Genomic DNA, 26822 nt, shown 5'->3' with positions numbered 1-26822 from the left:
TTTTTGTAAATATTTGGTATGTTATCTTTGTTTAAATGAAAGTAGTTTGAGGTCACTCTTGCACGATTTTTCCCCTTCCGAACTTAAAACCATTCTGCATTCCAAGCGTGCCAACCTTTACTACCTGCAGCATTGTCGCGTTCTGGTGAACGATGGACGGGTTGAATATGTGACTGATGAAGGCCAGCAGTCCTTGTATTGGAATATTCCCATTGCCAACACCACATCAATTTTGCTCGGTACAGGTACATCGATTACGCAGGCTGCGATGCGCGAGCTGGCCAAGGCAGGTGTTTTGGTGGGTTTTTGTGGCGGTGGCGGCTCGCCGCTCTTCGCGGCCAATGAGCTTGAGGTGGGGGTATCCTGGCTGACGCCGCAGAGCGAATACCGCCCAACCGAATACCTGCAAGATTGGGTCAGCTTCTGGTTTGACGATGCCAAACGCGTGCAAGCGGCGGTTTTATTTCAGCAGGTGCGCATCGCGCAAATTCGTCGCCATTGGCTGAGTAGCAGCATGCAGCGCGAAGAGAGCTTTGCCATTGCAGCTGAGCAACTCAATGGCATTCTGGATCAATTCTCAACGCGTCTGAGTAGTTGTCAAAGCAGTAACGATGTACTCCTGCAAGAAGCTGTAATGAGCAAGGCCTTGTATAAATTGGCCGCCAACGCGGTGAAATATGGCGACTTTACCCGCGCCAAGCGCGGCAGCGGCGTTGATCTGGCCAATCGCTTTCTCGATCATGGTAATTATCTGGCTTACGGTCTGGCCGCGACGGCGACCTGGGTGATTGGTCTACCGCACGGTCTAGCGGTGTTGCATGGCAAAACGCGCCGGGGTGGTCTGGTGTTTGATGTAGCGGATCTGGTCAAAGACGCGCTGGTGCTACCGCAAGCCTTTATTGCCGCGATGGCTGGGGACGAAGAGCAGGAGTTTCGCCAGCGTTGCATGAAAGCCTTTCACCAGGCCGATGCTTTGGATGTGATGATTGAATCATTGCAGATGGTCGCTAGAACATTGCGGCAAACTCCAGCCCCAAATTCGGAGTCAGCAGCATGAATATCCTGCTGGTTTCCGAATGCAGTAAAAATGCGCTCACCGATACGCGCCGTATTATTGATCAGTTTGCCGAGCGCAAAGGGGAGCGTAGCTGGCAAACCGCCATTACTCAAGATGGGCTGGCAATGCTGCGTAAATTGTTGCGGCAAAGCGCCCGGCGTAATACGGCGGTGGCCTGCCATTGGATCAAAAAAGATGGCCAATCCGAATTGCTGTGGATCGTCGGTAATTTGCGCAAATTCAATTCGGATGGCTCGGTGCCCACCCATACTACACAGCGCGATATTTTGCGCAGCCAGGATGAAAATCAATGGCAAACTGCCGAGTCGATTGCCTTGCTGGCAGGGATTGCCGGACTATTTCACGATTTTGGTAAAGCCAATCGCCTCTTTCAGGCCAAGCTAAATGGGAAAGCTAGCAAACTTTCCGAGCCGTACCGGCATGAATGGGTTTCGTTGCGTTTGTTTCAGGCTTTTGTGGGTGAGGATAGTGATGCGCAATGGCTTCACCGTCTTGCAGTGATTACACCCGGCGATGAAGCGGCAATTTTGGAACGTCTGATTCGGGATCATCTTGATACAAAGCCCTTCAATCCATTTGATTTGCAGAAAGGGCTGAAAACATCGCTGGCACAAACCATAGGCTGGCTGATTGTGTCGCATCACCGCTTACCCAAAGCAAGTCAAGATAATGCCCCGCGTCTGGATGCAATGGATCAATGGATGTGTGGGACACGATTTAATCCTGCGTGGAATTCACCGCAATGCCAGAACGATGACTGGCAAACTGGCGATTGGGAAAACGTGTGGCGGTTTGATGCGGACACCCCCATTCGTAGCCAAACGTGGTGCAACAAAGCCAAGAGCCTAGCCAAGCGAGCCATCAAACACCGGCAATTGCAAGAAAACGACTGGCTGCAAGATTCGTTTTCCAGCCATCTAGCGCGGATGACGCTGATGCTGGCGGATCATTGCTATTCCGCTGGTGAAGCAAAAACATACTGGCAAGATGACTCGTATTTGGCATTTGCCAATACCGATCCGACTACCAAACAGCGCAAACAAAAACTTGATGAGCACAATATTGGCGTGGGTCACAACGCGGTATTGCTAGCCAAAAGTCTGCCCAAATTGCGTCAAACTTTGCCTGCTATTACCCGCCACAAAGGGTTTAAGCAACGCGCTACCATCGAGAAATATCGCTGGCAGGATAAAGCCTACGATCTGGCTAAAGGGCTGGCGGATGCCAGCACTGAGCAAGGTTTTTTTGGCGTCAATATGGCCTCAACCGGCTGCGGCAAAACCTTTGCCAACGCGCGGATCATGTATGGTTTGGCCGATGAAAAACTCGGCTGCCGTTTTAGTGTGGCCTTGGGGCTACGCACGCTGACTTTGCAAACGGGTGACGCGCTGCGCGAGCGTTTGCATCTGGAAAGTGACGATCTGGCGGTGCTGATTGGCTCACAAACGGTGCGGCAATTGCATGAATTAAGAAATAAGTCCGCCCGTGACGATGCCGAGTCTTCACCTGCCGAACAATCAGGTAGCGAGTCAGCCGAAGCGTTATTTGCCGAGCATCAGTATGTACGTTATGACGGCAGCCTTGATGATGGGCGGCTAAGCCAATGGTTAAAGCCTTCGCGTAGCCTGCATCAATTGCTTAGTGCGCCAGTGCTGGTCAGCACGATTGACCATTTAATGCCCGCCACTGATGGCGAGCGCGGCGGCAAGCAGATTGCGCCAATGTTGCGTTTGCTGACATCCGATCTGGTGCTCGACGAGCCCGACGATTTTGATCTGGCTGACCTGCCTGCACTGTGTCGACTGGTCAATTGGGCGGGAATGCTCGGTTCCCGCGTCTTACTATCGTCAGCCACTTTGCCGCCAGATTTGATCGGCGCATTGTTTGAGGCGTATCTGGCTGGGCGGCAGATATTTAATGCCTCACGCGGCTATACATCGCTAGGTATTTGCTGCGCGTGGTTTGATGAGCATAAATCAGCCCACAGTATTCACGCGGATTTAGCCGATTTTTTCTACTGCCCACCAAGCCTTTGTGCTGCAGCGCATGGATGCCTTGGCTGGGATGAAAGTGTTGCGGCGAGCTGCTTTATGCCCAGTGACTGCCAATTCCCAATCCACTGCCGATGTGATTGATGCGATGAGAACCACGCTCAACCAAGGTATCGTCCAGCTTCACCACGATCATCATCAGACCCATTCAGCAACGAGAAAACAAGTCTCTATTGGTTTGGTGCGGATGGCCAATATTAAGCCCTTGATTGCCGTTGCGCAGCGCCTACTGAGCCAAGCCGCGCCTGAGCAATATCGGCTGCACTTTTGCGTATATCACAGCCAGCATCCGCTGCTGGTGCGCTCGGAAATGGAAAAGCAACTCGATGCAGCCTTAAATCGCAATGATGAGAACCAGCTTTGGCAGCAAGCGACAATTCAATCTGCGCTGCAATACCCCGAGCCCAATCAGGTATTTATTGTGTTTGCCACCGCCGTGGCGGAAGTGGGGCGCGATCATGACTATGACTGGGCGATTGCCGAACCCAGCTCGATGCGTTCGCTCATTCAGCTGGCAGGCCGTATTCAGCGTCATCGCCAACGCGTGCCCAATAGCCCCAATTTACTGATATTGAATCAAAACTACAAAGCACTTAAAGGCGATGAAGTGGCGTATTCAATGCCGGGCTTTGAATCGACAAAATTTAAGCTCGCCAGCAAGGATTTGAATGAAATTCTCTTGCCCGAGCAATACCAGCAAATCAGCGCCACCCCGCGCATTGCACCGCGTCGCTCACTCGACGCGGCTCATAATCTGGTCGATCTGGAGCATAAACACCTCGCCGCACGGTTATTTGGTCGCGATCAAACTGCCGAACATGCCAGATTGTGGTGGGGCTGGCGCTTGAATGGCGCTCGTAACCCCAGCTGGTGTGCCGAATTGCAAAGACGGATGCCATTTCGGAAATCTGGAAAAGATGATGCCTTTGTATTGCTGCTCGACGAGGAGGGCGAAACACCGCAATTTAATCTGCGCCATGAAAAAACGGGGAGCTAAAGCCAGTCGATCAATCACGTTTTGCTCGTATGGATGTGCAGTTGGGCGAGCGAGTGCAGCCATGGTTGAGCAATGATGCGGGACAACTGATTGAAGATCTGGCCGAACGGCTCGATTTCACTGTTCGCGACACCAGCCTGAAGTTTGCCGAAATCCGTCTGCGTGCCGCGCGAGAGGATCAGATACCTGAGGTATGGTGTTATCACCCGTGGTTTGGGGGGTATGGCGAGTTGGATTGATTTTCTGGGTATATGCCTGTAGGCGATGATTATCAATGCTTGTGGGCATATACCTGTGGAAATGTCCAATCCCAGCTGGTGCAGGGATTGGACTGGCTGCCTGTACGGCAGTGAAGTGAAAGCAAGTTAGATACATTTCTGAGCTACCTGTGCGGTAGTGCGCTAAATTCTAGCAGTTAAAAAATTAAAGTGAGTTAGATACAGGTATTGATGCAGTACTTGTATTGGCATATATTTATCCTTACTTTTTTTGTTGGCTAGGAGTTGGCGTGAGTAATCAGATGTCAGAGCGCATTAAAGACTACATTCAAGGCCGAGCCAGTGCCCGCCTAGAAAAATGGGATAAAGAGGCTGAAAAGTTACACCCGGACGTATTGGAAAGTGAGTTGCTCAATTTACGCGCAGCCGAAATGGCCAAATTTGAGGCTAATACTTGGTTAAGTGATGCAGCGCAACGTGCCAAGCAAATCAGCTTTGCGACGCATCCGCCGAAATACACGCATTCAGATTCCAAAAGCAGCAGCGTGTTTATGTCAGGTAATCCGTCGGCATCTTTCGGATACTTGTGTACGGTGCAACTTGCCACTATGCAAAGTGATGTCGTCGGGAATGCCGCTGCGCTGGATGTAGCGGGTTTATTGCAACTGGAGCATGAAGGCATCAGCTTGGCACAGCAAATTGCTGCGAATGACCTTTCGGCTTTGCAGCCTTTTGCGACAAGTGAGGCGCAATTGCTTGAATGGCAGCAAGGTTTTGCGCAGGCCTTGCAGAATAAAGAACTACGTTCGCACGCGCTGGCCAAGCAGCTTTATTTCCCCGTTGGTGATGGGCAATACCATTTGATTAGCCCGCTGTTTTCATCGTCGATGGCACAGGCGCTGCATCAGCGCATCAGCGAGAGCCGTTTTTCCGAAGCAGCCAAAGCGATCCGCCAGCTCAAACGCGAAGAAAAATTTAGCGCAGAGCCCACGGTTGATTACCCGGATGTTGCCGTACAAACGTACGGGGGCACAAAGCCGCAGAATATTTCACTGCTCAACAGTAGCCGTCGCGGTCAGGCGTATTTGCTCAATTGCCGCCCTCCTGAGTGGAAAGATCTGCCCAAACCACCTAGCGAGACCAAAGATGCTTTCTGGCGTGAGCTGAATCGTCGCACTTGGCGACGTACCCGTGATCTCAAAAACTACCTGATTCGCGTCAAAGATCGCAATAGTACCGCCATTATCCGCGACCTGCGTGCGCAATGGATCGATGACATTATTGATATTTTGTTGCAATACGCCGCATCGATTCAGGCTATGGGCGAGCATGCGGGCTGGAGCGCACAATCCAAACTGCCATTTGATGAGCAGCTTTGGCTAGACCCGTGGCGTGCGGTCAGCGATGCCGATTTTCGCGCGGCTCGCGAGCGCAACGATTGGCAGCAGGGCGTGGCCAAGCGTTTCGGGCTGTGGCTGAACCAGCGACTTTTTGACCAGGATTTATTCTTCGGCGATGTAGAAGCCAAGGAATGGGCAGGTGAATTGGAGGGCAAGCTGGCTCGTCTGAGCGACGACATTGCAGATTTGGCGCAATCACAAGGGGATCAACAATGAAAGCGATTCTGTGTATTCGCCATATCAAAGTGGAAAACGCCAATGCGATTGCTGGCTTAACTTATGGCTTCCCCGCGATTAGCAGCTTTTTGGGCTTTAGCCACGCGCTATCACGCGTCTTGCAACGTGACCACGGCTTGACTCTGGGTGGCTGCGCCGTGGTTTGCCATCAGCATCAAGTGCATGCAGTACAACCTGCTGGCTGGGGCGACTATGTTTTTTCACTGACTCGCAACCCGCTAACCAAAGAGGCCAAAACAGCGGCCTTCAATGAAGAAGGGCGGATGAGTCTGGACGTGTCATTGCTGATCGAATGCCACTTTACTGCCGATGAGCTGGACTTTTTTGCTGAAGGCCAGAGTGAGCTGAACATCAAACGGCTTGAGCAATACTTGTCTGACAAAGTGCTGACTCAGCGCATTGCGGGGGGGAATATCACCGCAATCCAATCACTGACATTCGCTGAAGTACCAGAGAACGACGACGAATTGTCTCGCTGGGAACGCAAGCAATTACTGCGCCTCTTGCCCGGTTTTGCGCTGATTGAACGCAGCGATGCTTTGCAGCAGCATCATCAGAAGCGAGTGGCGGACAACCCGGCTGCCGAGTTAATTGATTCCTGGCTCGATTTTGCTGCGCTGAAATATCAGGCGACTGCCGATGAGGGAGAGGAGGGCAAAGTCCAATGGCAATACCTGCCCAAACCAGCAGCGGGTTATCTAGTGCCGATCACCACTGGCTATCACGCGATTTCGCCGCTGTATGCCAACGCCGAAGTGGCTAGCACCCGCGATAGCGAAACCCCGTTCCGTTTTGTTGAGTCGGTCTATTCAGTTGGCCAGTGGATTAGCCCGCATCGCGCTAAAACACTCCAGGCGCTGTTCTGGCGCTATCAGCTTCGCGATGAGGCTTACCTATGCAAAAATCAGATTTAGTATGGGTATATTGCTGAATATTAATAAATGTATGGTTTGCAAATATATACGTGGTATGAGTATTTGAATTGGCGTCATTTCATTTAATTTAAAGGGACACAATATGGCTATCAAAACCGCTTCCGTACTGGCTTTCGAGCGCAAGCTCTCTAACTCCGATGCACTGATGTTTGCAGGGCTTTGGGCCGATCGTGCTGCCAGCCAAGCATGGCAAACGCTGGCGATTTCCAGCAAAGACGTGCGCGGCACAATTTCAAACCGGCTTAAGAACGCAGTGGCGAGCGATCCAGCCAAGCTGGATGCCGAAATTCAGAAGGCTAATTTACAGCGCGTTGATTTTGCTGCTCTGCCTTTTGAAGCTGATACGCTGAAAGTGAGCTTTACGCTACGTGTCTTGGGTAACCTGCCGCTGCCATCGGCGTGTAATGATCAGGAATATCAAGCCGAGCTAGCCAAAAAAATTAATGGATATATTGCCGAGCAGCAATTTACCGAGCTGGCAGCCCGCTACGCCGAAAATCTTGCCAATGGGCGTTTTCTATGGCGAAACCGGGTAGGGGCTGAGGCTGTGGAGGTCCACGTTAGCCACATTGTGGACGGACAAAAAACTACGTGGATTTTCAATAGTCTTGATTTCAGTCTGCGCCAATTTTCCACACCAACAGGTGATTTAGCCGCACTGACCGAGGTGATTCGCCAAGGTTTACTAGGGGAGTCATTCGCCTTCTTGCAAGTCGATGGCTATGTGCGTCTTGGTGCCGGACAGGAAATTTTCCCGTCACAAGAACTGGTGCTCGACGGGGGGCGCGATAGCGCAAAAAGCAAATATCTGTATCAGGTGAATGGCGTTGCCGCGATGCACTCGCAAAAAATCGGTAACGCACTGCGCACGATTGATACTTGGTACCCCGAAGCAGCCGAATTGGGACCGATTGCCGTTGAACCCTATGGTTCGGTGACTAATCGTGGTAAGGCCTATCGTCAGCCGAAAGAGAAAATGGATTTTTATAATCTGCTCGATGGCTGGATTATCAAAGATAAAGTGCCAAGTACCGAGCAGCAGCATTACGTTATCGCTACCTTGATACGCGGCGGCGTGTTTGGTGAGGCTGCCTAAGGGGGAGGTATGGATCATTACCTAGAGATCAAAATCATCCCCGACGCGGATGTGGCGCTATCGGAAGCTCAATTACTCAGCGCCCTGTACGCCAAATTGCATCGTGCGCTGGTGGACGTGGGGGGCGGGCGCATCGGCGTGAGCTTTCCGCGAGCGGGTAAAACTTTGGGCTCTGTGCTGCGCCTACACGGCAGTGTGGACGCACTTGGCTCCTTGATGAATGAGCCATGGCTCAAAGGCTTGCGCGATTACACCGATGTCAGTGGCATTTTGCCCGTGCCAGTCCACACCCAGCATCGCGTAGTGCGGCGTGTACAGGTGCACAGCAATCCGGAGCGCTTGTATCGCCGCTCGGTGCGCAATGGCAAATTAAGCGCTGAAGAGGCAGAGCAGAAAGTTACGGTCGCTAAGTCGGCGCGATCTGATTTGCCTTATGTTTACTTGCGCAGCAATTCAAACGGCAACCCATTCTGCCTCTTTATCCGGCAATCGGATTTGCAAGATAGCCCAGTGCCCGGAACATTTAATCATTACGGTCTGAGTTCGACAGCCACCATTCCCTTTTTTAACCCTATTTTTCTACCCAGCCGCCAAGCCTTGATTTTAAAGGGATGCAACGGCTGGTTAGAAAAAGGGTTTTGGTCGAAAAAAATGGAAAAGCTCTTTAACAATGAAGAAGTTGTGATTTAATACGCACAGTTCACTGCCGTACAGGCAGCTCAGAAAACGGGCGGCCTGGTCGGTCGCTTCGGCCCTGAAGTTCACTGCCGTACAGGCAGCTCAGAAATTGAGCAACAGTCGGTGCAATTCGATACCGAAGTTCACTGCCGTACAGGCAGCTCAGAAATGCCGCATTGAGCGCGGCCAAAATTTGCTCTTGTTCACTGCCGTACAGGCAGCTCAGAAATCAAGGCGCTGGGCACACACCCGCTGAAAATGGTTCACTGCCGTACAGGCAGCTCAGAAAGACGCTGAAAAGGCCATCATTGCCGCGCTGACGTTCACTGCCGTACAGGCAGCTCAGAAAAAGCGTACCGATTTTCAGCAAGCCAGCGCCGTGTTCACTGCCGTACAGGCAGCTCAGAAAGTGGGCTGACTACAACTTTGTCACTTGGTCTGGTTCACTGCCGTACAGGCAGCTCAGAAATTTGCGCTTAGGCCCAGAGCTGGTGACGAACGGTTCACTGCCGTACAGGCAGCTCAGAAAACCGAGTTATAAGCCGCGAGGATTTGAGCATCGTTCACTGCCGTACAGGCAGCTCAGAAAAAGTGTTGCAAGCGAGTTGTTTTGCATGTCAAAGTTCACTGCCGTACAGGCAGCTCAGAAATCTCTGACGCAATGCAACTAGCGGTTTCGAAGGTTCACTGCCGTACAGGCAGCTCAGAAATCACGGTTAGTTTTGACTTCCTCATACTCGACGTTCACTGCCGTACAGGCAGCTCAGAAAGTCGTGAATGACTCATCAAATCGCAGCGTGATGTTCACTGCCGTACAGGCAGCTCAGAAAGATAGGCAAAGTGCGCGCCAGCGGCATCAAGTGTTCACTGCCGTACAGGCAGCTCAGAAAACTGTCGAACCCTAAAATCAGCGACTTGCAACGTTCACTGCCGTACAGGCAGCTCAGAAAATCATGGTCGCCTGCATCAACAACGGAGCAATGTTCACTGCCGTACAGGCAGCTCAGAAAATTAGGCAGCTAAGTCCTGCGCCTGCTCATTGGTTCACTGCCGTACAGGCAGCTCAGAAACTGGGAATTTAATCCGCATATGTGGCGCATCGGTTCACTGCCGTACAGGCAGCTCAGAAAAAGCCATGAACCCACCACACGACCAAGAAAAGGTTCACTGCCGTACAGGCAGCTCAGAAATATCGGGCGGTGGTTGAGGGAATGCCATTTGAGTTCACTGCCGTACAGGCAGCTCAGAAATTCTCGATTTGTTGATAGATCAGGTTTTCTAGGTTCACTGCCGTACAGGCAGCTCAGAAAATTTCGCGTGTACGTCTGGCGATACGTTGCACGTTCACTGCCGTACAGGCAGCTCAGAAATAGCTTGATGTGGGCGTCAATGGCGGCTTGAAGTTCACTGCCGTACAGGCAGCTCAGAAAAACGATGGCGCAGACCTGACAAATCAGGCTCAGTTCACTGCCGTACAGGCAGCTCAGAAATGATGCGTAGGTAGTTGAAACCCCATCCAGTAGTTCACTGCCGTACAGGCAGCTCAGAAAAAGCAACTGATGGTCGGCGATGAAGGCAGCGTGTTCACTGCCGTACAGGCAGCTCAGAAATTGATATGCCGAAATTTATTGAGCGCGTAGGCGTTCACTGCCGTACAGGCAGCTCAGAAAAGATGTCGCATCGGCGTAAAGTGCAAACCCTGGTTCACTGCCGTACAGGCAGCTCAGAAAGCGAAAACGCCACCTTTGCCGCGCGTGCTGGTGTTCACTGCCGTACAGGCAGCTCAGAAACTCAACAGATGCAGAAACAATGCTTTGCGCTTGTTCACTGCCGTACAGGCAGCTCAGAAACTGCCTGACGCCAGTATTGCCTGCCATGGTTGCGTTCACTGCCGTACAGGCAGCTCAGAAATGCTCCGACCGAGAAGGGCAAACAGTATGCGCGTTCACTGCCGTACAGGCAGCTCAGAAAATAAGCTGCACAATTTGAGCGTAGAGGTCACCGTTCACTGCCGTACAGGCAGCTCAGAAAATTGCTGCGTCGATTGCATGATCAGCCGAATAGTTCACTGCCGTACAGGCAGCTCAGAAAGTAATCGCGTTGGTTTTGTACGGCTGGCGGCTGTTCACTGCCGTACAGGCAGCTCAGAAAACAATGCCCGCCATGCCGACGGCGTAACGTATGTTCACTGCCGTACAGGCAGCTCAGAAAAAGTAGTTCGGCGATTGCCAATGTAACCAGTAGTTCACTGCCGTACAGGCAGCTCAGAAAGCTTACATCAAACGGCGCTGGTCTGTTGAAAAGTTCACTGCCGTACAGGCAGCTCAGAAACAGATCTAAAAGTAGACGGAGTAATCGGCTCTGTTCACTGCCGTACAGGCAGCTCAGAAATGCTGGAACGGTGAATGTAGTTCCGCTACCAGGTTCACTGCCGTACAGGCAGCTCAGAAAGATGAAAAGTAGCCCCCAAGCCGACTGAGGCATGTTCACTGCCGTACAGGCAGCTCAGAAATCTGCGATTGATGCTGAGCGTGTGGCAACGTCGTTCACTGCCGTACAGGCAGCTCAGAAAATGGGCAATTTGTTTAGTGCGCGGCTGAAATTGTTCACTGCCGTACAGGCAGCTCAGAAAGCTGCGCGAAACACCAGACGGGTGATTTCATAGTTCACTGCCGTACAGGCAGCTCAGAAATCTCGCCCTGCAAACAATTTAGTGCTTTAAGCGTTCACTGCCGTACAGGCAGCTCAGAAACACCCGTGTCGGGGTCAAAAGCTTTCCCGATAGTTCACTGCCGTACAGGCAGCTCAGAAATGTCCGATCACAAAACAGAGGATCTGGAGCTAGTTCACTGCCGTACAGGCAGCTCAGAAACCGTAGTTTGGTAGTGCAACGTAAAGATCAGTCGTTCACTGCCGTACAGGCAGCTCAGAAAAAACTCGGTGCGCTCTTTGCGCGAATAGTCCTGTTCACTGCCGTACAGGCAGCTCAGAAAGCTTGCAGCGAGATCGGCACTGGATCTGGGTAGTTCACTGCCGTACAGGCAGCTCAGAAAAACTATGCAAAGTATTCAGGACTGCCCCTGTTGTTCACTGCCGTACAGGCAGCTCAGAAAACAAGCAATATTATGGGGTTATCGACCTTATCGTTCACTGCCGTACAGGCAGCTCAGAAAGTCACGCAATGATGATGAGTAAGCAATGCCATGTTCACTGCCGTACAGGCAGCTCAGAAAAAGATTTCAATTGCTTGCTGCTTTTCCATGTTGTTCACTGCCGTACAGGCAGCTCAGAAAATCGCACGGACTTCACGACGCAGCTCTGCGACGTTCACTGCCGTACAGGCAGCTCAGAAAACTGGTGTCGATTGATGAAATGCGTCGTATTGGTTCACTGCCGTACAGGCAGCTCAGAAAAGCAAGGAAGTGGAAACCAACAGAGCGTGTTTGTTCACTGCCGTACAGGCAGCTCAGAAAATCAAGCATGGCAAAATAGCAAGGCCAACCAGGTTCACTGCCGTACAGGCAGCTCAGAAAAAGAACCATGAAGTAAAAACAATAGCTCGCAAGTTCACTGCCGTACAGGCAGCTCAGAAAATAAACCAATAACCAATAACCAAGAACCATTAGTTCACTGCCGTACAGGCAGCTCAGAAATACGCGACATCGCGCTAAACGTCCTGCAAAGCGTTCACTGCCGTACAGGCAGCTCAGAAATCCAAAATTATGCGCGGCTTGAATCCGCTTGAGTTCACTGCCGTACAGGCAGCTCAGAAAGTCAGTGATCCCGAAGCCGGACACCGTATCCGGTTCACTGCCGTACAGGCAGCTCAGAAAACAAAATCGACAAGAAGCGAGAGCCGCATTTAGTTCACTGCCGTACAGGCAGCTCAGAAATCGCCATTCATGGCCGCATCAAGCTTTGCGATGTTCACTGCCGTACAGGCAGCTCAGAAAGTGGAAATTGAGTCGTTTACTCCGTCAAAATCGTTCACTGCCGTACAGGCAGCTCAGAAAAGACACGGGCGGGGAGTATAGCTTCTACACTGGTTCACTGCCGTACAGGCAGCTCAGAAAGATTCGGCCTTGAGCTGCATTCGCGCACTGCAGGTTCACTGCCGTACAGGCAGCTCAGAAATCATAATTCGACCACATCGAACCGCCTTGCAAGTTCACTGCCGTACAGGCAGCTCAGAAACGCCCCATAGGGAACCAAAGCCAGCCGAAAATGTTCACTGCCGTACAGGCAGCTCAGAAAAAATAGATCGAGAGATTTTCTGGCATAGTGATCGTTCACTGCCGTACAGGCAGCTCAGAAAAGCTCCGGCCCCAGTTTCAGAGGAACACGGCGGTTCACTGCCGTACAGGCTGCTCAGAAAAACAAGAATGCAGCAACTGCTTTTTTCTGATTGTTCACTGCCGTACAGGCAGCTCAGAAATGGCAGGAAATCCAGACTGATCGTGAGTGGCCGTTCACTGCCGTACAGGCAGCTCAGAAATGCAGCATTTTTTGCATAGATGCCACCACTTCGTTCACTGCCGAACAGGCAGCTCAGAAATGGCTTTTGTCGATCTATTCTGCATCCATCACGTTCATTGCCGTACAGGCAGCTCAGAAATGCACACGATTGGCCTTGGCCTGATTCCACATGTTCACTGCCGTACAGGCAGCTCAGAAATTCGGCGGGGGTTGTTTTTGGTCTTCTGCAAGGTTCACTGCCGTACAGGCAGCTCAGAAAAGCCATTCGACATCATCAGCCGCCGCGCCCTGGTTCACTGCCGTACAGGCAGTTCAGAAAACAAATAATCCCGCGCCACGCCAGACAATCCCGTTCACTGCCGTACAGGCAGCTCAGATAAGACGGCGCTCAGAATCGTCAATCATGTCGCGTTCATTCCCCCGAGCTGCAGTCAATCTTCCGACAAAGCTCAAATCCTTAGCGTACCGTATGCTTATCTACTGAGCCCGATTAAAAAAATTACCGCATGGTATTTTTATGTACCAAGTGGTATCTTTGGTCTTTTAGTTTGGAATTTTCTTAGGTTCCAATTTCTAGGTTTGGCAAGGATTGTTTTTTTACTAACCAGATATACGTCTGAGCTTGATATATACCCTGGTTTGTATTCATGCAAAGGCTATTTTTATAAATGCCTGCAGTCATATACCCCATGGATAAGACACACTATGGCGCATCATAAACTCAATTTGCCGCAAAAAATCTGCCCGGTGTGTTTGCGCGCTTTTGTCTGGCGCAAGAAGTGGGAAAAGAACTGGGAGGCGGTGAAGTACTGCAGCGTTCGGTGTGCCAAGCGCAGGAGTGTGGGATGAGTACGCTCAGGCTGATATTGGGTGATCAGCTCAACATCCGGCATAGCTGGTTTTCGGCGGCCGAGCGCGGCCGTAGCGATGTGCTGTATGTGCTGATGGAGCTGCGTAGCGAAACAGATTACGCCTGGCACCATGCGCAAAAAGTGCTGGGCATTTTTGCGGCGATGCGCGGCTTTGCGCAGGCCTTGCAGCAAGCGGGCTGCCGGGTGCGCTATTTCAAAATTGGCGATGCGGATAATCAGCAAGATTTCATCCAGAACTTGCGCCAGCTGCTCGCCTGCGAGCAGATTACGCAGCTGGAGCGGCAGCAGGCCGATGAGTTTCGCGTGGAGGCGATGCTCCAAACTGCGCAGAATGAGCTAGGGGTTGCGGTCAAAGTTGTCGATAGCGAGCATTTTTTGGTGGATCGAGCAGCTATCAGCCAGCAATTTGCGACCAAAATCCCACGCATGGAGTTTTTTTACCGTGCGCTGCGCAAGCAATATCAAATTTTGCTCGATGAACACGGCCAACCGCTGGGTGGGCAGTGGAATTTTGATCAGGACAACCGCAAACGCTGGTCTGGTCAGCCGCCTGCACCGGCTTGGCTGGCGCATCCCAAAGATTTAAGTGCGCTGTGGCAAGAGATTGAGGCAGCTGGGGTTAAAACCATTGGCGAGCCGCAGGCGGCGAACTTTGGCTGGCCAATCAGTCGCAGTGAAGCTAAAGCAACGCTGGCGGCGTTTGTGGCGCAGGCTTTGCCGCATTTTGGCGCGTATCAGGATGCGATGAGCACCGCCTCGCCCACGCTGTTTCATGCCGGTATTTCGTTTGCGCTCAACCTGAAATTGCTGCACCCCTTAGAGGTGATCCATGCTGCGCTGGATGAATTTGTCGCCGGGCGCGTTTCGCTCTCGACGGTGGAAGGTTTTGTGCGGCAGATCTTGGGCTGGCGCGAATTTGTTCGCGGGGTGTATTGGGCGCGCATGCCCGGCTATGCGCAACTGAATGAACTGCAACATCAGCGCGACTTGCCGCGCTGGTATTGGGATGGTCAGACGCGGATGAACTGCCTTAAACACGCGATTGATCAGTCTTTGGCTTTGGGCTATGCCCACCATATTCAGCGGCTGATGGTCACGGGCAATTTTGCGCTGCTGGCCGGGATAGATCCTGATCAGGTCGATGCCTGGTATCTGGGGATTTATGTGGATGCTTTTGAATGGGTTGAAATGCCCAATACCCGCGGGATGAGCCAGTATGCCGATGGCGGCTTGCTCGGCAGTAAACCGTATGCCGGATCGGCCAGCTATATCAGCAAAATGAGTGATTACTGCAAGGGCTGCCACTATCAGCCCAAGCTACGCCATGGCGAGGGCGCTTGCCCGTTCAATAGCCTGTACTGGCATTTTCATCAGCGCCATGCGCCGCGCTTGCAAAATAATCCTCGCTTGGGAATGACTTACCAAACCTGGCGCAAGATGGCACCTGAGGAGCAACAAGCCACTTTGCTGCAGGCCGAGCAGTATTTGCAGCAGATTGATCAATTGTGAGCATTAGTAAAAAAGGGTTTACAGCGTGCAGGCAGATGCAAAATGGGATGTGATTGTGATCGGCGCGGGGATGGCGGGCCTGAGCGCGGCGCAGCGGCTACAGGCCGCGGGCAGGCGAGTGCTGGTGCTGGAAAAGTCACGCGGGATTGGCGGGCGGATGGCCACCCGGCGCAGTGATGTGGCGCAATGGGATCATGGCGCGCAATACTTCACCGCGCGTTCAGCTGCTTTTCGTCGCCAAGTGGCGCATTGGCTACGAGCCAGGGTGGTCAGTGCCTGGACTGCTCCGGTATACGCTTGGGATGGGCAAGCGCTACATGAAAGTTCGCCGCAGCAGCGTTTTGTCGGTACGCCTGCGATGAACTCGCCTTTGCGGCAGATGGCCGCCCAGCTGCAGGTGTTGCCCAATATTGAAGTCGATGCGCTGCTGGCACACGTGCAGGGCTGGCAGGTGAGGGCGGCTGATCAATGTTGGCTGACTACACAAGTGGTGCTGGCGATTCCCGCACCGCAAGCTGCCAAGTTGATTCCAACGGCTCATCCTGCCCGCCCGCTGGCTGCGCAGGCACAGATGCAGCCTTGCTGGGCGGTGATGGTGAGTTGCGCGCAAGCGCTTCAACTGCCTTTTGCTGGGGCGTTTATCAATAGCGGGCCGCTGGGCTGGATTGCGCACGATAGCAGCAAAGCCGGTCGCGCTGGGGAGTACTGGGTACTCCATGCTACCCCCGAATGGTCGCAGGCGCAGCTAGAGCAATCAGCTGAAGTAGTCAGCCAATTGCTCAGTGCAGAGTTCAGCCGTTTGCTGCACGGCTGGGGGTGCCCCGCCGCAGAGTTTACACACCTGGCAGCGCACCGTTGGCGCTATGCACGCGGAAGCTGCGAGCAGCCTGCGCCCCAGCAGGCGACATCCGGCTTGATGCTGGCGGGCGACTGGCTGGAAGGTGGGCGTGTTGAAGGCGCATATTTATCTGGGCTGGCTGCCGCCGAAGCATTGCTGGCCAGCGCCGCGCAGTGAGCCGTTCAAACAGGGTGACGAAGATGCGGACTGCAATTTACTGGTTTCGGAATGATCTGCGGCTGGCTGATAATCCAGCGCTGCAGCAAGCCTGCGCGCAGGCCGAGCAACTGGCTTTGGTGTATTGCTGGCCACCCGATGAAAATACAGCCTGGGGGTTTACGCGTATAGGCCAGCACAGAAAAGCTTTTCTGGTCGATACCCTGCAAGATCTGGCCGCGCAGTGCCAGCAGCTGGGGCAACAGCTGCTGATTATCCACGGCAAGCCCGAGCAGGTGTTGCCCGCGCTGATGCAGTTTTTGGCCGCAGAAGCGATTTATAGCGAAGCAATTTTGGCACCTGAAGAAATCGCACAATGTCAGGCATTGCGCGCGCAAAATTGCCCGCTGCATACCGTGTGGCAATCGAGCATGCTCGAGCCCGCCAGCTTGCCGTTTGCGCCCGAACAGTTGCCGCTGGTTTTTACCACTTTTCGCCAGCAAGTCGAGGCGGCCGGGATTATGCCACCCGCACCCTTGGCCGCGCCTAGCGCATTGCCAGCTGCACCAGCGCAAATTCACGATTATCCGGCAACCGATTGGCCCGCGCTGCGTGGCGAGCCCATTGTGGATTCACGCAGCGCTTTTCCCTATGTCAGCGCAGCCTGGCGAGGCGGGGCAAGCAGTGGGCTAGCGCATCTGCAGCGCTACTTTGCCAGCGGTTTGGCTGATCGGTATAAACAAACGCGCAATGGCCTGATCGGCACTGATTATTCGTGCAAGTTCTCGCCGTGGCTGGCTACGGGGGCGATCTCGGCCCGGCAGATTCTACAGGCCTTGCGCGAGCATGAAGCTCAAGTCGGCGCGAATGACAGTACTTATTGGATCTGGTTTGAATTGCTGTGGCGCGATTATTTCCGTCTGCTGCATTGGCGTTTTGGTGCTCAGCTTTATCGCGCTGGTGGCTTGAAAGGGCGCTTGCTGCAGTCGCATCATCCTGAGCGATTTACGCGCTGGTGTCAGGCAGAAACCGGCCAGCCATTCATCGACGCCGCCATGCGTGAGCTGTCTGCCACGGGCTATTTATCCAACCGCATGCGGCAGAATGTCGCCAGCTATCTAATTCATGATTTGCAATGCGATTGGCGTGCAGGCGCGGCCTGGTTCGAAGCGCAGCTGCTTGATTACGATGTGTATAGCAATCAAGGCAATTGGCTGTATCTGGCCGGATTAGGCACCGACCCTAGGCCAAATCGTCGCTTCAATATCGAAAAACAAGCGACTATGTATGACCCGGATCAAGCCTATATTAAGCGGTGGCTCGATTTGTCACATCGTTGATTTAGTTTTGCTAGTTTTGCTCAGGCGGCCAAACAGAATTTCTCGATAGCATCCAAGCCGAAAAAAGCTGGCAAACAAAAAACCCCGCAAAGCTTTTCAACTTTCGGGGTTAATGTTTTTGTGGTGCGCAACACGAGACTCGAACTCGCACGCCTTGCGGCACAGCGACCTCAACGCTGCGTGTCTACCAATTCCACCAATCGCGCACATCACGATGAATTGCTAATGAGGTATGCAATTCAGAGGAGGCGAATATTAACGAATCCGTCCCACCTTGTCTAGCCCTGTTTGAAAATAATCGGAATCATCTGATCGGACTTGATGCATATTAAAAGCGGCGTCACACTCTCGCTATAAACTTTATCCTAACTTTCTTTGGAGAATGTAATGAGCACCAAAACCCGTTATGTGGTGAACGCCCGTGCAAGCAGTAAATTGCCGGAAGCTTTGCGCAGCAATGATGGTATTCGTCAGGCTTTAAAAGCGTCGGAAGAGTATTTCCCATTACAGCTGGTTTTTGATGATCAGCAGCTTGAATTGCTGAAAAATAGCTCAAAAACGCTGGCGAGTTTTCTGGTGCCTGGTAGCGTAGTGGATGTGTCTTTACAGTTTGCCGATTTGTGCGAAGTATCGAGCGAGCTGTTTAAAGAGCTGAAAGAAATCCGCAAAAAGGTGAAAAGCATCGTGAGCGATCACGAAGATGAGCTCGAAAGCGATCACGTTGGCGCGCTGCAATACGTGAAAGAATTCCGCTCGGAAATGGGCCCTGCACTAGAGCGCTCTATCCCGCTACGCCGTTTTGCGAATCGCGTTGACGCGGTATTGCTGGCACAGATTCAGTATTCGGCTGAAAACGTCGAAATCGAGCTGCATATCGCTGAGGAGCAGGTATAAATTTACCTGCTGCTCGCAGCAGGTAACGTTGCACCGTCGCTGGCAAATGGCGTCGCAAACACATTTTCCAGCGGCGATAAAAAGCCCCATCATCTGATGGGGCTTTTTGATTTGCTAAGGGGTATTGCTCCCTAGCCCAGGAAAGCTCTGGCGTTGCGGAACATACGCATCCATGCGCCGTCTTCTTCCCACTCGCTTGGGTGCCAGCTGTTTTGTACCGTGCGGAATACGCGCTCTGGGTGCGGCATCATGATGCTAAAGCGACCGTCTGGTGTGGTTACACCGGCAATGGCTTGTGGGCTGCCGTTCGGGTTGAGAGGATATTGCTGCGTTGGTTTGCCGTGGCTATCAACATAGCGCATTGCGACTAGCGCCTTACTAATATCGCCTTGCTGGCTGAAATTGGCAAAACCTTCACCGTGGCTCACCACGACTGGCATTTGGCTGCCCGCCATGCCGTTGAAGAACAGCGATGGTGATTGTGGTACTTCCACCGTTACAAAGCGCGCTTCAAATTGCTCGCTCTGATTGCGGGTGAATTTTGGCCAGTGTTCAGCGCCCGGAATAATGCCGGACAAATTAGCCATCATCTGGCAACCATTACACACGCCCAAGCCGAAGGTGTCGGCGCGGTTGAAGAACGCTTCAAACTGCGCACGCGCGGCGGCGTTAAACAGAATTGATTTCGCCCAACCTTCACCAGCGCCCAATACGTCACCGTACGAGAAACCACCGCAAGCCGCTAAGCCCATAAAGTCAGCCAGCTGCACGCGGCCAGCGATCACGTCGCTCATATGCACGTCAACCGCAGTAAAGCCAGCACGGTTGAACGCAGCGCCCATCTCGATATGGCCGTTCACGCCTTGCTCGCGTAATACCGCAACGCGCGGTTTCACGCCTTTTGCAATGTATGGTGCGGCGATGTCTTCAGAGGGATTGAATGTCAGCTTGGCAAACAAGCCTTTGTCATTCTTGTCGGCGATACGCGCGTATTCGGCATCGGCGCAAGCAGGATTGTCGCGCAAACGCTGAATTTGCCAGCTGGTTTTGCTCCAAGCCTGTTGCAGGCTCACGCGTGACTCTTCGAGTAGCATGCGATTGCGTTTTTTGATTTTCAGCTTGTCGTCGTGATTGGTTGTACCGATCACATGCAATTCACCGGCCAATTGCGCGTGCATAAATGCAGCGATCACGGCAGCGGTGTCGCTCCGGCGTACTTGCAATACTGCGCCCAACTCTTCGTTAAACAACACGCCCATGACACGGCCGTTTTCAGCACGCGCCACATCTTCTGGCGTGATTTCGTGCTGTTGACGTTGACGAACGCGACGATCAATACACAATTCGTCAATTTCCAGTGTTACGCCGCAATGGCTAGCAAACATCATCTCGGTCACGGTGGCGATCAGGCCGCCGTCCGAACGGTCGTGATAAGCCAGCAATTTGCCTTCAAGATTCAGCTTTTGCACTGTGGCAAAGAAGGCTTTAAGGTGATCTACGCTCACCACATCAGGCGCCCAGTTGCCGATTTCGGCGTTCACTTGCGCTAGCGCCGAGCCACCGAGACGGCATTTGCCGGTGCCCAAGTCGATCAATAGCAAGTCGGTGTCAACGCCGGTAACCAGTTGCGGCGTCAGCGTTTTGCGTACGTCGCTGACTGGCGCGAAGCCGGAAATAATCAGCGACAGTGGTGCCACCACGGCTTTTTTCTCGCCAGCGTCATCCCACACGGTTTTCATCGACAGCGAGTCTTTGCCGACTGGAATTGATACGCCCAATTCACGGCACAATTCCAAGCCAACGGCTTGCACGGTGTCGTACAGATTCGCGTCTTCGCCCGGGTGACCGGCTGGGGCCATCCAGTTGGCCGACAATTTCACGTCGCCCAATTTAGCAATCGGTGCGGCTGCCAAGTTGGTCAGCGCTTCACCAACGGCCATGCGGCCCGATGCGGCGGCATTGATCAAGGCGAGGGGGGTACGTTCGCCCATCGCCATTGCTTCGCCGCATACGGTGTTATACCCCATGGTAGTAACTGCAACGTCGGCTACTGGGATTTGCCAAGGGCCAACCATCTGGTCGCGCGCGGTATAGCCGCCGACGGTACGATCGCCGATATTAATCAGGAACGACTTGTCCGCTACCGATGGCAATTGCAATACTTTATACAGCGACTCTTTCAAATCGAGCGCTGATGAATCGAATACTTTGAGTTCGGGTTTGATGCGCGTTACATCGCGGGTCATTTTTGGTGGTTTGCCGAGCAAGACGTCCATTGGCATATCGACAGGCTTGTTACCGAAGTGCGGATCTTCCACCGTCAAGTGGCGCTCGTCAGTGGTGTGGCCGATGACGGCAAATGGGCAACGCTCGCGCTCGCAAATCGCTTCGAAAGTCAGCAAATCGTTCGGGTGAATGCCGAGCACATAGCGCTCTTGCGATTCATTCGACCAAATTTCTTTCGGCGCCATGCCGCGTTCTTCGATATTCACTTTACGCAAGTTAAACACCGCACCCATGCCGGCGTCGTTCACCAACTCTGGGAAAGCATTCGAAATACCACCTGCGCCGACGTCGTGAATCGACTGGATCGGGTTTTTGTCGCCCAGTTGCCAGCAGCGGTCGATCACTTCCTGGCAACGACGTTCCATTTCCGGGTTACCGCGCTGTACCGAGTCAAAATCCAAATCCGCCGCGTTTGCACCGGTATCCATTGATGACGCTGCGCCGCCACCCATACCGATCAACATGCCCGGGCCGCCGAGTTGGATCAGCAATGAGCCATCAGGCAGGCCGTTTTTGGTTACGTGGTCCGCGCTAATATTGCCCAGACCGCCAGCGATCATGATCGGCTTGTGGTAGCCACGGCGCTCGCCGTTGACATCCAACTCGAACGTACGGAAATAACCGGCCAAGTTCGGGCGGCCAAATTCATTATTAAATGCCGCAGCGCCAATCGGGCCTTCGATCATAATATCGAGCGCCGAAGCGATGCGATCGGGCTTGCCGTATTCTGGGCTTTCCCAATCTTGTACGTAGCCGGGGAGATTCAAGTTTGATACGGTGAAACCACACAAACCGGCTTTCGGTTTCGAGCCGCGACCCGTTGCGCCTTCATCACGAATCTCACCGCCCGAGCCCGTTGCTGCGCCGGGGAATGGTGAAATTGCCGTTGGGTGATTGTGCGTTTCCACTTTCATCAGAATGTGGGTTTTTTGCGTTTCAAAGCCGTATTCAGCGCCGTTGCTCGCAGGGAAGAAGCGCTCGATTTCTGCACCTTCGATCACCGATGAGTTGTCGGAATACGCAACGACCGTGCCTTCAGGTGATGCTTTGTGCGTTTCGCGAATCATGCCAAACAGGCTGTAATCCTGTGCTTGGCCGTCGATGATGAAGTTGGCATTGAAAATTTTGTGACGGCAATGCTCGGAGTTGGCCTGAGCGAACATCGTCAATTCAACGTCGGTCGGGTTGCGGCCGAGTTTGTTGAAGTTTTCTACCAGGTATTCGATTTCGTCTTCCGACAAGGCCAGGCCGTTTTCGATATTGGCTTGTTCCAGTGCCGCTTTGCCGCCACCAAGGATATCAACGGTTTTCAGTTCGCTTGGCTCAAAATGGCGGAATAGCTCATTGCCTGCCGCCAAGCCTTCGAATACTTGCTCGGTCATGCGATCGTGAATCAGCGGCAATAGTGTATTTTTTTCTGCCATAGACAGCGCTGAGCCATCAGCCTTGCTGGCGTAAATGGCCATACCGCGCTCGATGCGCGCAACTTTGCCGTCCAGACCACAGTGCAGGGCGATATCGCTCGCTTTGGACGACCACGGAGAAATGGTGCCCAGACGCGGCAAGACCAGAATCGGCGTGCCAGCGGCTTGCGCCGGATTGGCGGGCTCGCCATAGCTCAAAATGCGCTCAAGGACAGCCTGATCGTCAGCGGACAAATCGGCGTTCAATTCGATGAAATGCCAGTATTCGGCATAAAGGTTGACAGTCAGACCTTGCGCGGCGAGCGCAGTTGCTAATTTTTCAATCCGGAACGGTGAAAGCGCGGTACCGCCGCGTAGTTGGAGCACGTTGGCCATGTCTATAGAACCCAGAAATTTGGCAAAAAGTACGTAATCATACCGAAAAATGGCTACTTCTAGGAGAAAGAAAGCGTGAATTCCACTGCAAAATCACTCTCTTGCAGTGCCTGTCATCTGCTGCGCTGCTGCTTCTTCCTTGCCCTGAAAACAGCCAGAATGGCTGATTCCATGATGTTGGATTAACTTTCTTGGGGTATATCGTTGTAGCGATTTTTGCATATGCTGTTGCGGGCTATACCCTGTGTCGCCCTTGCGTCGAGTGCGCTTTGGCTTGCCGCCGAAAGGCGCTGGGCGTTTGGCCCAGCCGCTCGCTAAACTGCTGATAAAAATGACTTAAACAGGGATAGCCGCTTTGGCTGGCGATCCAGTCTATGCCGCGATCCGTGGTCAGGAGCAGATTGCTGGCATGGGCGATACGCAAGCGCGAAAGCTCCTGGCTAAAGCTTGATTTCATTTGCTGGGCAAACAGTCTTTTCAGCGTGGTCACGCTGCAGGCGGCAACCTGGGCCAGCTCGTCCAGCGTGACGGCCTGCAAATAATGGTTTTGCAGATGCGTCATGGCTCTGATCAAGCGGCGATCCGGGTCTAGCTGCGTTAGCTCGCCATTGATAAAACGCGCCGCCTGATCGTTTTCTAGCTCGGCCAGAATATCGAGCAAGGCCGTTAGCCGTTTCAGCCCGGACAATTCATGCAGCTGCGCTAATCGGGGCGCAATAATGCGCGTGCAGTCGGGGCTAAACACCACGCCCTGCCGGATTTGCGCCAGCCACTGGCATAAATGCCGTAGTTCGGGCATGCCATTTTCCGCCAGCGACACCAGCCAATCGAGCCGGAACAGTACGACCTGCAGCTCGATCTGTCCGCCATCGACGCGCGCAGGTGCTTGCCAGCTGTGCGGCTGATTGGGTGCCACCAGCGCCAGATCGCATTGATCAAAGCCTTCCAGATCGCTGCCAATATGCCGCTGGCCTGTGCCGCCCAGCGTGAGCGTCAGCTCGTATTCGGGATGGAAATGAAAATTGAACGGCAGCGATTCGGCCAGATGATGATTAAGCCGCCAGGCATGGCCTTGCGAGTTGCCTATCCATTCCCGTATCAGCATCTATGGTGCCTCGCTTAATGATTTGGGCTGATTCTATTCTTTTTTGGGCTAATGATGGATGTTTTGTGGTGGCTTGGCGGTATAAATGGCAATCAGCGGCGAGTGGCGACCATCCTGGCGACAGCCCGTAAGCAGTGCTTGGCATTACGGCTTTGGCACTTCTACACTGTGCTGGATGGGGAAGACGGCCCCGATTGATTAACCGAAGGGAGAAAGCAAGAATGAACAAGCCAGCAGGTGCGCATTTAAAATTAACATGGGCCAATAAAACCAACGCTCATAACGGCGATAACTTTCTCGCCGCATTAACGCTGACCAATCTATCCGATCAGCCCCTGCCAGCATCAGGCTGGGCCATCTATTTCAATACCTGTCGCAAAATCAAGCCTGAAACTGTATCGGGCAATGTGCTGGTCACTCACGTCAATGGTGATTTCTGGAGTCTGGAACCCAAAGCCGAATTTGGCGCATTGCAGCCGGGCGAAACCCGTACCTTTGATTACGAAGGCCTATTCTGGGTGATTAGCGAAACCGACGCGCCATTGGGTTTTTACATTGTTTATGACGTTGGCATGCCGAATGCGCAGATGGAAGTGATTGGCGACCCGGAAATTGCCGAGTTTGCCACGCCAGCACAGCGCAATCGCAATGCTGCCGATCAGGTTGCTCTGAGCAACGCCGCACAAACTTATGCCGATAATGCTGCCCTGAGTCTGTTGCCTGCCGACAGCCTGAGCAAAATCACGCCAACGCCGCTGAGCTATACCGCCGCAGCGGGCGAGTTTGTGATCAATAAAAATACCTATATCGTGCATTCGGCTGATCTGGCCAATGAAGCCGCTTTGCTGCAAGCCAGCCTGCACGATGTGAGCGGCAAAACACTGCAACGCGCAGCAATTACGCCAGCAGGCGCGGCCACGATCAAGCTGCAAATCGGCGCGGTGAATGTTAGCGATACGCTGGCACCGAATGAGGCTTACCAGCTCGACGTGACGCCACAAGGCATCGTGATTACTGGCGCGAGCGCTGCAGGCGTGTGCAACGGTATTCAAAGTTTGCGTCAATTATTGCCAGTGGCGGCCTTCCTGAACCCACAAGCCGAGCTCGCCGTTGGCGCGTGCAAAGTGGTCGACGCGCCACGCTTTGCCTACCGTGGTATGCATCTGGACGTGGGCCGTAACTTCACCAGCAAAGAAACCATCTTGCGCCTGCTTGAATGCATGTCGCTCTACAAGCTCAATCAATTCCACTTCCACGTGACCGACGACGAAGGCTGGCGTTTGGAAATCCCTAGCCTGCCTGAGCTGACCGAAATCGGTAGCTTGCGTGGCTACACGGCCGACGAAACTGACAATCTGGTGCCTTGCTTTGGCTCGGGCGGCGACGTGGCGGGTAAAGCGGGTAGCGGCTATTACAGCAAAGCAGACTTTATCGAAATCCTGAAATATGCCACCGCACGCCACATCGAAGTCGTGCCAGAGATCGACGTACCAGGTCACGCCCGTGCTGCGATCAAGGCCATGAACGTGCGTTATACCCGCCTGATGGCCGAAGGGCGTGAAGCCGAGGCCAAACAATACCTGTTGTGTGACTTTAACGACGCATCGGTGTATGAGTCAGTGCAGCTGTGGCACGACAATGTGATCTGTATCGGTCAGGAGTCCTGCTACAACTTCATCGAAACCGTTTTGCACGACGTAAAAGCAATGTTCGAAGAAGCGGGCGCGCCGTTCACGACGATGCACACCGGCGGTGATGAAGTACCGCACGGCGCGTGGGAGCAATCGCCAGTTTGTCAGGCCTTTATGAAAGAGCAGGGCATGACGCAAATCGTCGAGCTGCAAAACTATTTCCTCGCCCGCTACCGCGACCTGCTGAAAAAATACGGTCTGGTGTTTGGCGGCTGGGAAGAAATTGCGCTGGTGAAAAAAGAAGTCAACGGCGTGCATACGCATGGACCAAATCCAGAGTTCGTCAACGCCAACTTCCGCCCCTATGTGTGGAATAACGTGTGGGGCTGGGGTCAGGAAGACTTTGCTTATCAGTTGGCCAACGCGGGCTACAAAACGGTTTTGTCGAATGTGACCAATCTGTATTTCGACTTGGCCTACGCGAAAGACCCACTGGAGCCGGGTTACTACTGGGGCGGTTTTATCGAAACGCGCGGTGCGTTTGAGTTTGTACCGCTGGATATCTTTACCACTGCGACGGTCAATCTGTTTGGCCATGCGCTGGATAAAGACAATATCGCCAGCAAAGTGCGTCTGACGCCAGAAGGGACCAAAAACATCATCGGTATCCAAGGCCAATTGTGGGCGGAAAACATCCGTAACCGCGGCCGTCTTGAATATCTGGCGATGCCACGCACGATTGCATTGGCCGAACGCGCCTGGGCGAAAGATCCAGCTTGGACGTCGATTGCCGATGCTGCCGCTCGTCAGAGCAAAATCGATGCGGACTGGAACGAGTTTGCCAACCGCCTTGGCCAACGCGAATTGCCACGTCTGGATGGCTTCCCGCGCAGTGAAGACTTCGGCGGCTATGGCTACCGTATCCCGTTGCCAGGCGTGAAAGTCGAAGCAGGCAAGCTCTACGCCAATACATCGGCACCAGGCTTGGCGATTCGCTACACCACCGATGGCTCTGATCCAACGCCAGCTTCGGCGCTGTATACCGGCCCAGTGGCGGCAACGGCAACGATGAAAGTGGCAGCCTTTAGCACCAATAATCGCCGTAGCCGGGTGGTTACGGTGTAATCAGATCCGTGTTGAAATCAAAAAAGCCTCGCATCTGCGAGGCTTTTTTTATCGGGTATTGCTCTATAGCTCAAATGCAGCAATTGCTACAGAGGTATACC

At 53.2% G+C, this 26822-nt stretch carries 16 protein-coding genes, 1 tRNA gene and 1 CRISPR repeat array; of the genes, 14 read left to right on the top strand and 3 right to left on the bottom strand.

Features of this window, described 5'->3' with window-relative positions; translation table 11 throughout:
* Positions 1-58 precede the first annotated feature (58 nt).
* The 12 genes from cas1f to ABHF33_RS03475 all read left to right on the top strand — a co-directional run bounded on the left by cas1f (position 59) and on the right by ABHF33_RS03475 (position 17881).
* Positions 59-1057: a type I-F CRISPR-associated endonuclease Cas1f gene (cas1f, locus tag ABHF33_RS03530; RefSeq protein WP_348945674.1), complete on the top strand. Its 999-nt coding sequence runs from the start codon at positions 59-61 to the stop codon at positions 1055-1057.
* The gene (cas3f, locus tag ABHF33_RS03525; RefSeq protein WP_348945673.1) at positions 1054-3213 is read left to right on the top strand and encodes a type I-F CRISPR-associated helicase Cas3f; all 2160 of its coding nucleotides are present in this window, start codon (positions 1054-1056) and stop codon (positions 3211-3213) included. Before cas1f ends, cas3f begins: the two co-directional genes overlap by 4 nt.
* Positions 3176-4126, top strand: coding sequence for a hypothetical protein (locus tag ABHF33_RS03520; protein WP_348945672.1), 951 nt, complete (start codon positions 3176-3178; stop codon positions 4124-4126). The genes cas3f and ABHF33_RS03520 overlap by 38 nt, the downstream gene beginning before the upstream one ends.
* A gap of 29 nt (positions 4127-4155) precedes the next feature.
* Positions 4156-4365: a hypothetical protein gene (locus ABHF33_RS03515; protein WP_348945671.1), complete on the top strand. Its 210-nt coding sequence runs from the start codon at positions 4156-4158 to the stop codon at positions 4363-4365.
* 269 nt (positions 4366-4634) lie between these two features.
* Positions 4635-5960: a type I-F CRISPR-associated protein Csy1 gene (gene csy1 / locus ABHF33_RS03510; RefSeq protein WP_348945670.1), complete on the top strand. Its 1326-nt coding sequence runs from the start codon at positions 4635-4637 to the stop codon at positions 5958-5960.
* Positions 5957-6895: a type I-F CRISPR-associated protein Csy2 gene (gene csy2 / locus ABHF33_RS03505; protein ID WP_348945669.1), complete on the top strand. Its 939-nt coding sequence runs from the start codon at positions 5957-5959 to the stop codon at positions 6893-6895. The genes csy1 and csy2 overlap by 4 nt, the downstream gene beginning before the upstream one ends.
* A gap of 103 nt (positions 6896-6998) precedes the next feature.
* Positions 6999-8012, top strand: coding sequence for a type I-F CRISPR-associated protein Csy3 (gene csy3 / locus ABHF33_RS03500; protein WP_348945668.1), 1014 nt, complete (start codon positions 6999-7001; stop codon positions 8010-8012).
* 9 nt (positions 8013-8021) lie between these two features.
* Positions 8022-8702, top strand: coding sequence for a type I-F CRISPR-associated endoribonuclease Cas6/Csy4 (gene cas6f / locus ABHF33_RS03495; protein ID WP_348945667.1), 681 nt, complete (start codon positions 8022-8024; stop codon positions 8700-8702).
* Between the two features lie 8 nt (positions 8703-8710).
* Positions 8711-13545: a CRISPR direct-repeat array (repeat unit 28 nt; unit sequence GTTCACTGCCGTACAGGCAGCTCAGAAA).
* Positions 13546-13871: 326 nt separating this feature from the next.
* Positions 13872-14015, top strand: a complete 144-nt coding sequence (locus ABHF33_RS03490) for a DUF2256 domain-containing protein (protein WP_348945666.1) — start codon at positions 13872-13874, stop codon at positions 14013-14015.
* On the top strand, positions 14012-15547 hold the full coding sequence (locus tag ABHF33_RS03485) for a cryptochrome/photolyase family protein (protein ID WP_348945665.1): 1536 nt from the start codon (positions 14012-14014) through the stop codon (positions 15545-15547). Before ABHF33_RS03490 ends, ABHF33_RS03485 begins: the two co-directional genes overlap by 4 nt.
* A 25-nt stretch (positions 15548-15572) precedes the next feature.
* Positions 15573-16562 carry an NAD(P)/FAD-dependent oxidoreductase gene (locus tag ABHF33_RS03480; protein WP_348945664.1) on the top strand — a complete coding sequence of 330 codons (990 nt, stop codon included), beginning with the start codon at positions 15573-15575 and terminating at the stop codon, positions 16560-16562.
* 23 nt (positions 16563-16585) lie between these two features.
* Positions 16586-17881 carry a DASH family cryptochrome gene (locus ABHF33_RS03475; protein ID WP_348945663.1) on the top strand — a complete coding sequence of 432 codons (1296 nt, stop codon included), beginning with the start codon at positions 16586-16588 and terminating at the stop codon, positions 17879-17881.
* Between the two features lie 121 nt (positions 17882-18002).
* Here the strand turns inward: ABHF33_RS03475 and ABHF33_RS03470 are convergent.
* Positions 18003-18087: transfer RNA gene (locus tag ABHF33_RS03470), tRNA-Leu, on the bottom strand.
* Positions 18088-18268: 181 nt separating this feature from the next.
* Here ABHF33_RS03470 and ABHF33_RS03465 point away from each other — a divergent pair.
* Positions 18269-18775: a hypothetical protein gene (locus tag ABHF33_RS03465; protein WP_157314025.1), complete on the top strand. Its 507-nt coding sequence runs from the start codon at positions 18269-18271 to the stop codon at positions 18773-18775.
* Between the two features lie 131 nt (positions 18776-18906).
* On the opposite strand, the gene purL is transcribed toward ABHF33_RS03465, so the two are convergent.
* Together purL and ABHF33_RS03455 are read right to left on the bottom strand one after the other, a co-directional pair.
* Positions 18907-22860 (bottom strand): phosphoribosylformylglycinamidine synthase, encoded by a 3954-nt coding sequence (purL, locus tag ABHF33_RS03460; protein WP_348945662.1) that lies wholly within the window; start codon positions 22858-22860, stop codon positions 18907-18909.
* A gap of 235 nt (positions 22861-23095) precedes the next feature.
* The gene (locus ABHF33_RS03455) at positions 23096-23965 is read right to left on the bottom strand and encodes an AraC family transcriptional regulator (RefSeq protein WP_348945661.1); all 870 of its coding nucleotides are present in this window, start codon (positions 23963-23965) and stop codon (positions 23096-23098) included.
* Between the two features lie 221 nt (positions 23966-24186).
* Between ABHF33_RS03455 and ABHF33_RS03450 the strand changes: the two genes are divergently transcribed.
* Positions 24187-26721 carry a family 20 glycosylhydrolase gene (locus ABHF33_RS03450; RefSeq protein WP_348945660.1) on the top strand — a complete coding sequence of 845 codons (2535 nt, stop codon included), beginning with the start codon at positions 24187-24189 and terminating at the stop codon, positions 26719-26721.
* Positions 26722-26822 lie beyond the last annotated feature (101 nt).

This window comes from Chitinibacter sp. FCG-7, assembly GCF_040047665.1.
GTDB classification, from domain to species: Bacteria; Pseudomonadota; Gammaproteobacteria; order Burkholderiales; family Chitinibacteraceae; genus Chitinibacter; species Chitinibacter mangrovi.
This window is presented reverse-complemented; position numbering and strand designations above follow the sequence as displayed.

Bases quoted from the DNA above. Each gene is read 5' to 3' on its own strand.
- cas3f (WP_348945673.1), top strand. From the start codon at position 1,054: ATGAATATCCTGCTGGTTTCCGAATGCAGTAAAAATGCGCTCACCGAT.
- ABHF33_RS03515 (WP_348945671.1), top strand. From the start codon at position 4,156: ATGGATGTGCAGTTGGGCGAGCGAGTGCAGCCATGGTTGAGCAATGAT.
- csy2 (WP_348945669.1), top strand. From the start codon at position 5,957: ATGAAAGCGATTCTGTGTATTCGCCATATCAAAGTGGAAAACGCCAAT.
- csy3 (WP_348945668.1), top strand. From the start codon at position 6,999: ATGGCTATCAAAACCGCTTCCGTACTGGCTTTCGAGCGCAAGCTCTCT.
- cas6f (WP_348945667.1), top strand. From the start codon at position 8,022: ATGGATCATTACCTAGAGATCAAAATCATCCCCGACGCGGATGTGGCG.
- ABHF33_RS03490 (WP_348945666.1), top strand. From the start codon at position 13,872: ATGGCGCATCATAAACTCAATTTGCCGCAAAAAATCTGCCCGGTGTGT.
- ABHF33_RS03485 (WP_348945665.1), top strand. From the start codon at position 14,012: ATGAGTACGCTCAGGCTGATATTGGGTGATCAGCTCAACATCCGGCAT.
- ABHF33_RS03475 (WP_348945663.1), top strand. From the start codon at position 16,586: ATGCGGACTGCAATTTACTGGTTTCGGAATGATCTGCGGCTGGCTGAT.
- ABHF33_RS03465 (WP_157314025.1), top strand. From the start codon at position 18,269: ATGAGCACCAAAACCCGTTATGTGGTGAACGCCCGTGCAAGCAGTAAA.
- purL (WP_348945662.1), bottom strand. From the start codon at position 22,860: ATGGCCAACGTGCTCCAACTACGCGGCGGTACCGCGCTTTCACCGTTC.
- ABHF33_RS03455 (WP_348945661.1), bottom strand. From the start codon at position 23,965: ATGCTGATACGGGAATGGATAGGCAACTCGCAAGGCCATGCCTGGCGG.
- ABHF33_RS03450 (WP_348945660.1), top strand. From the start codon at position 24,187: ATGAACAAGCCAGCAGGTGCGCATTTAAAATTAACATGGGCCAATAAA.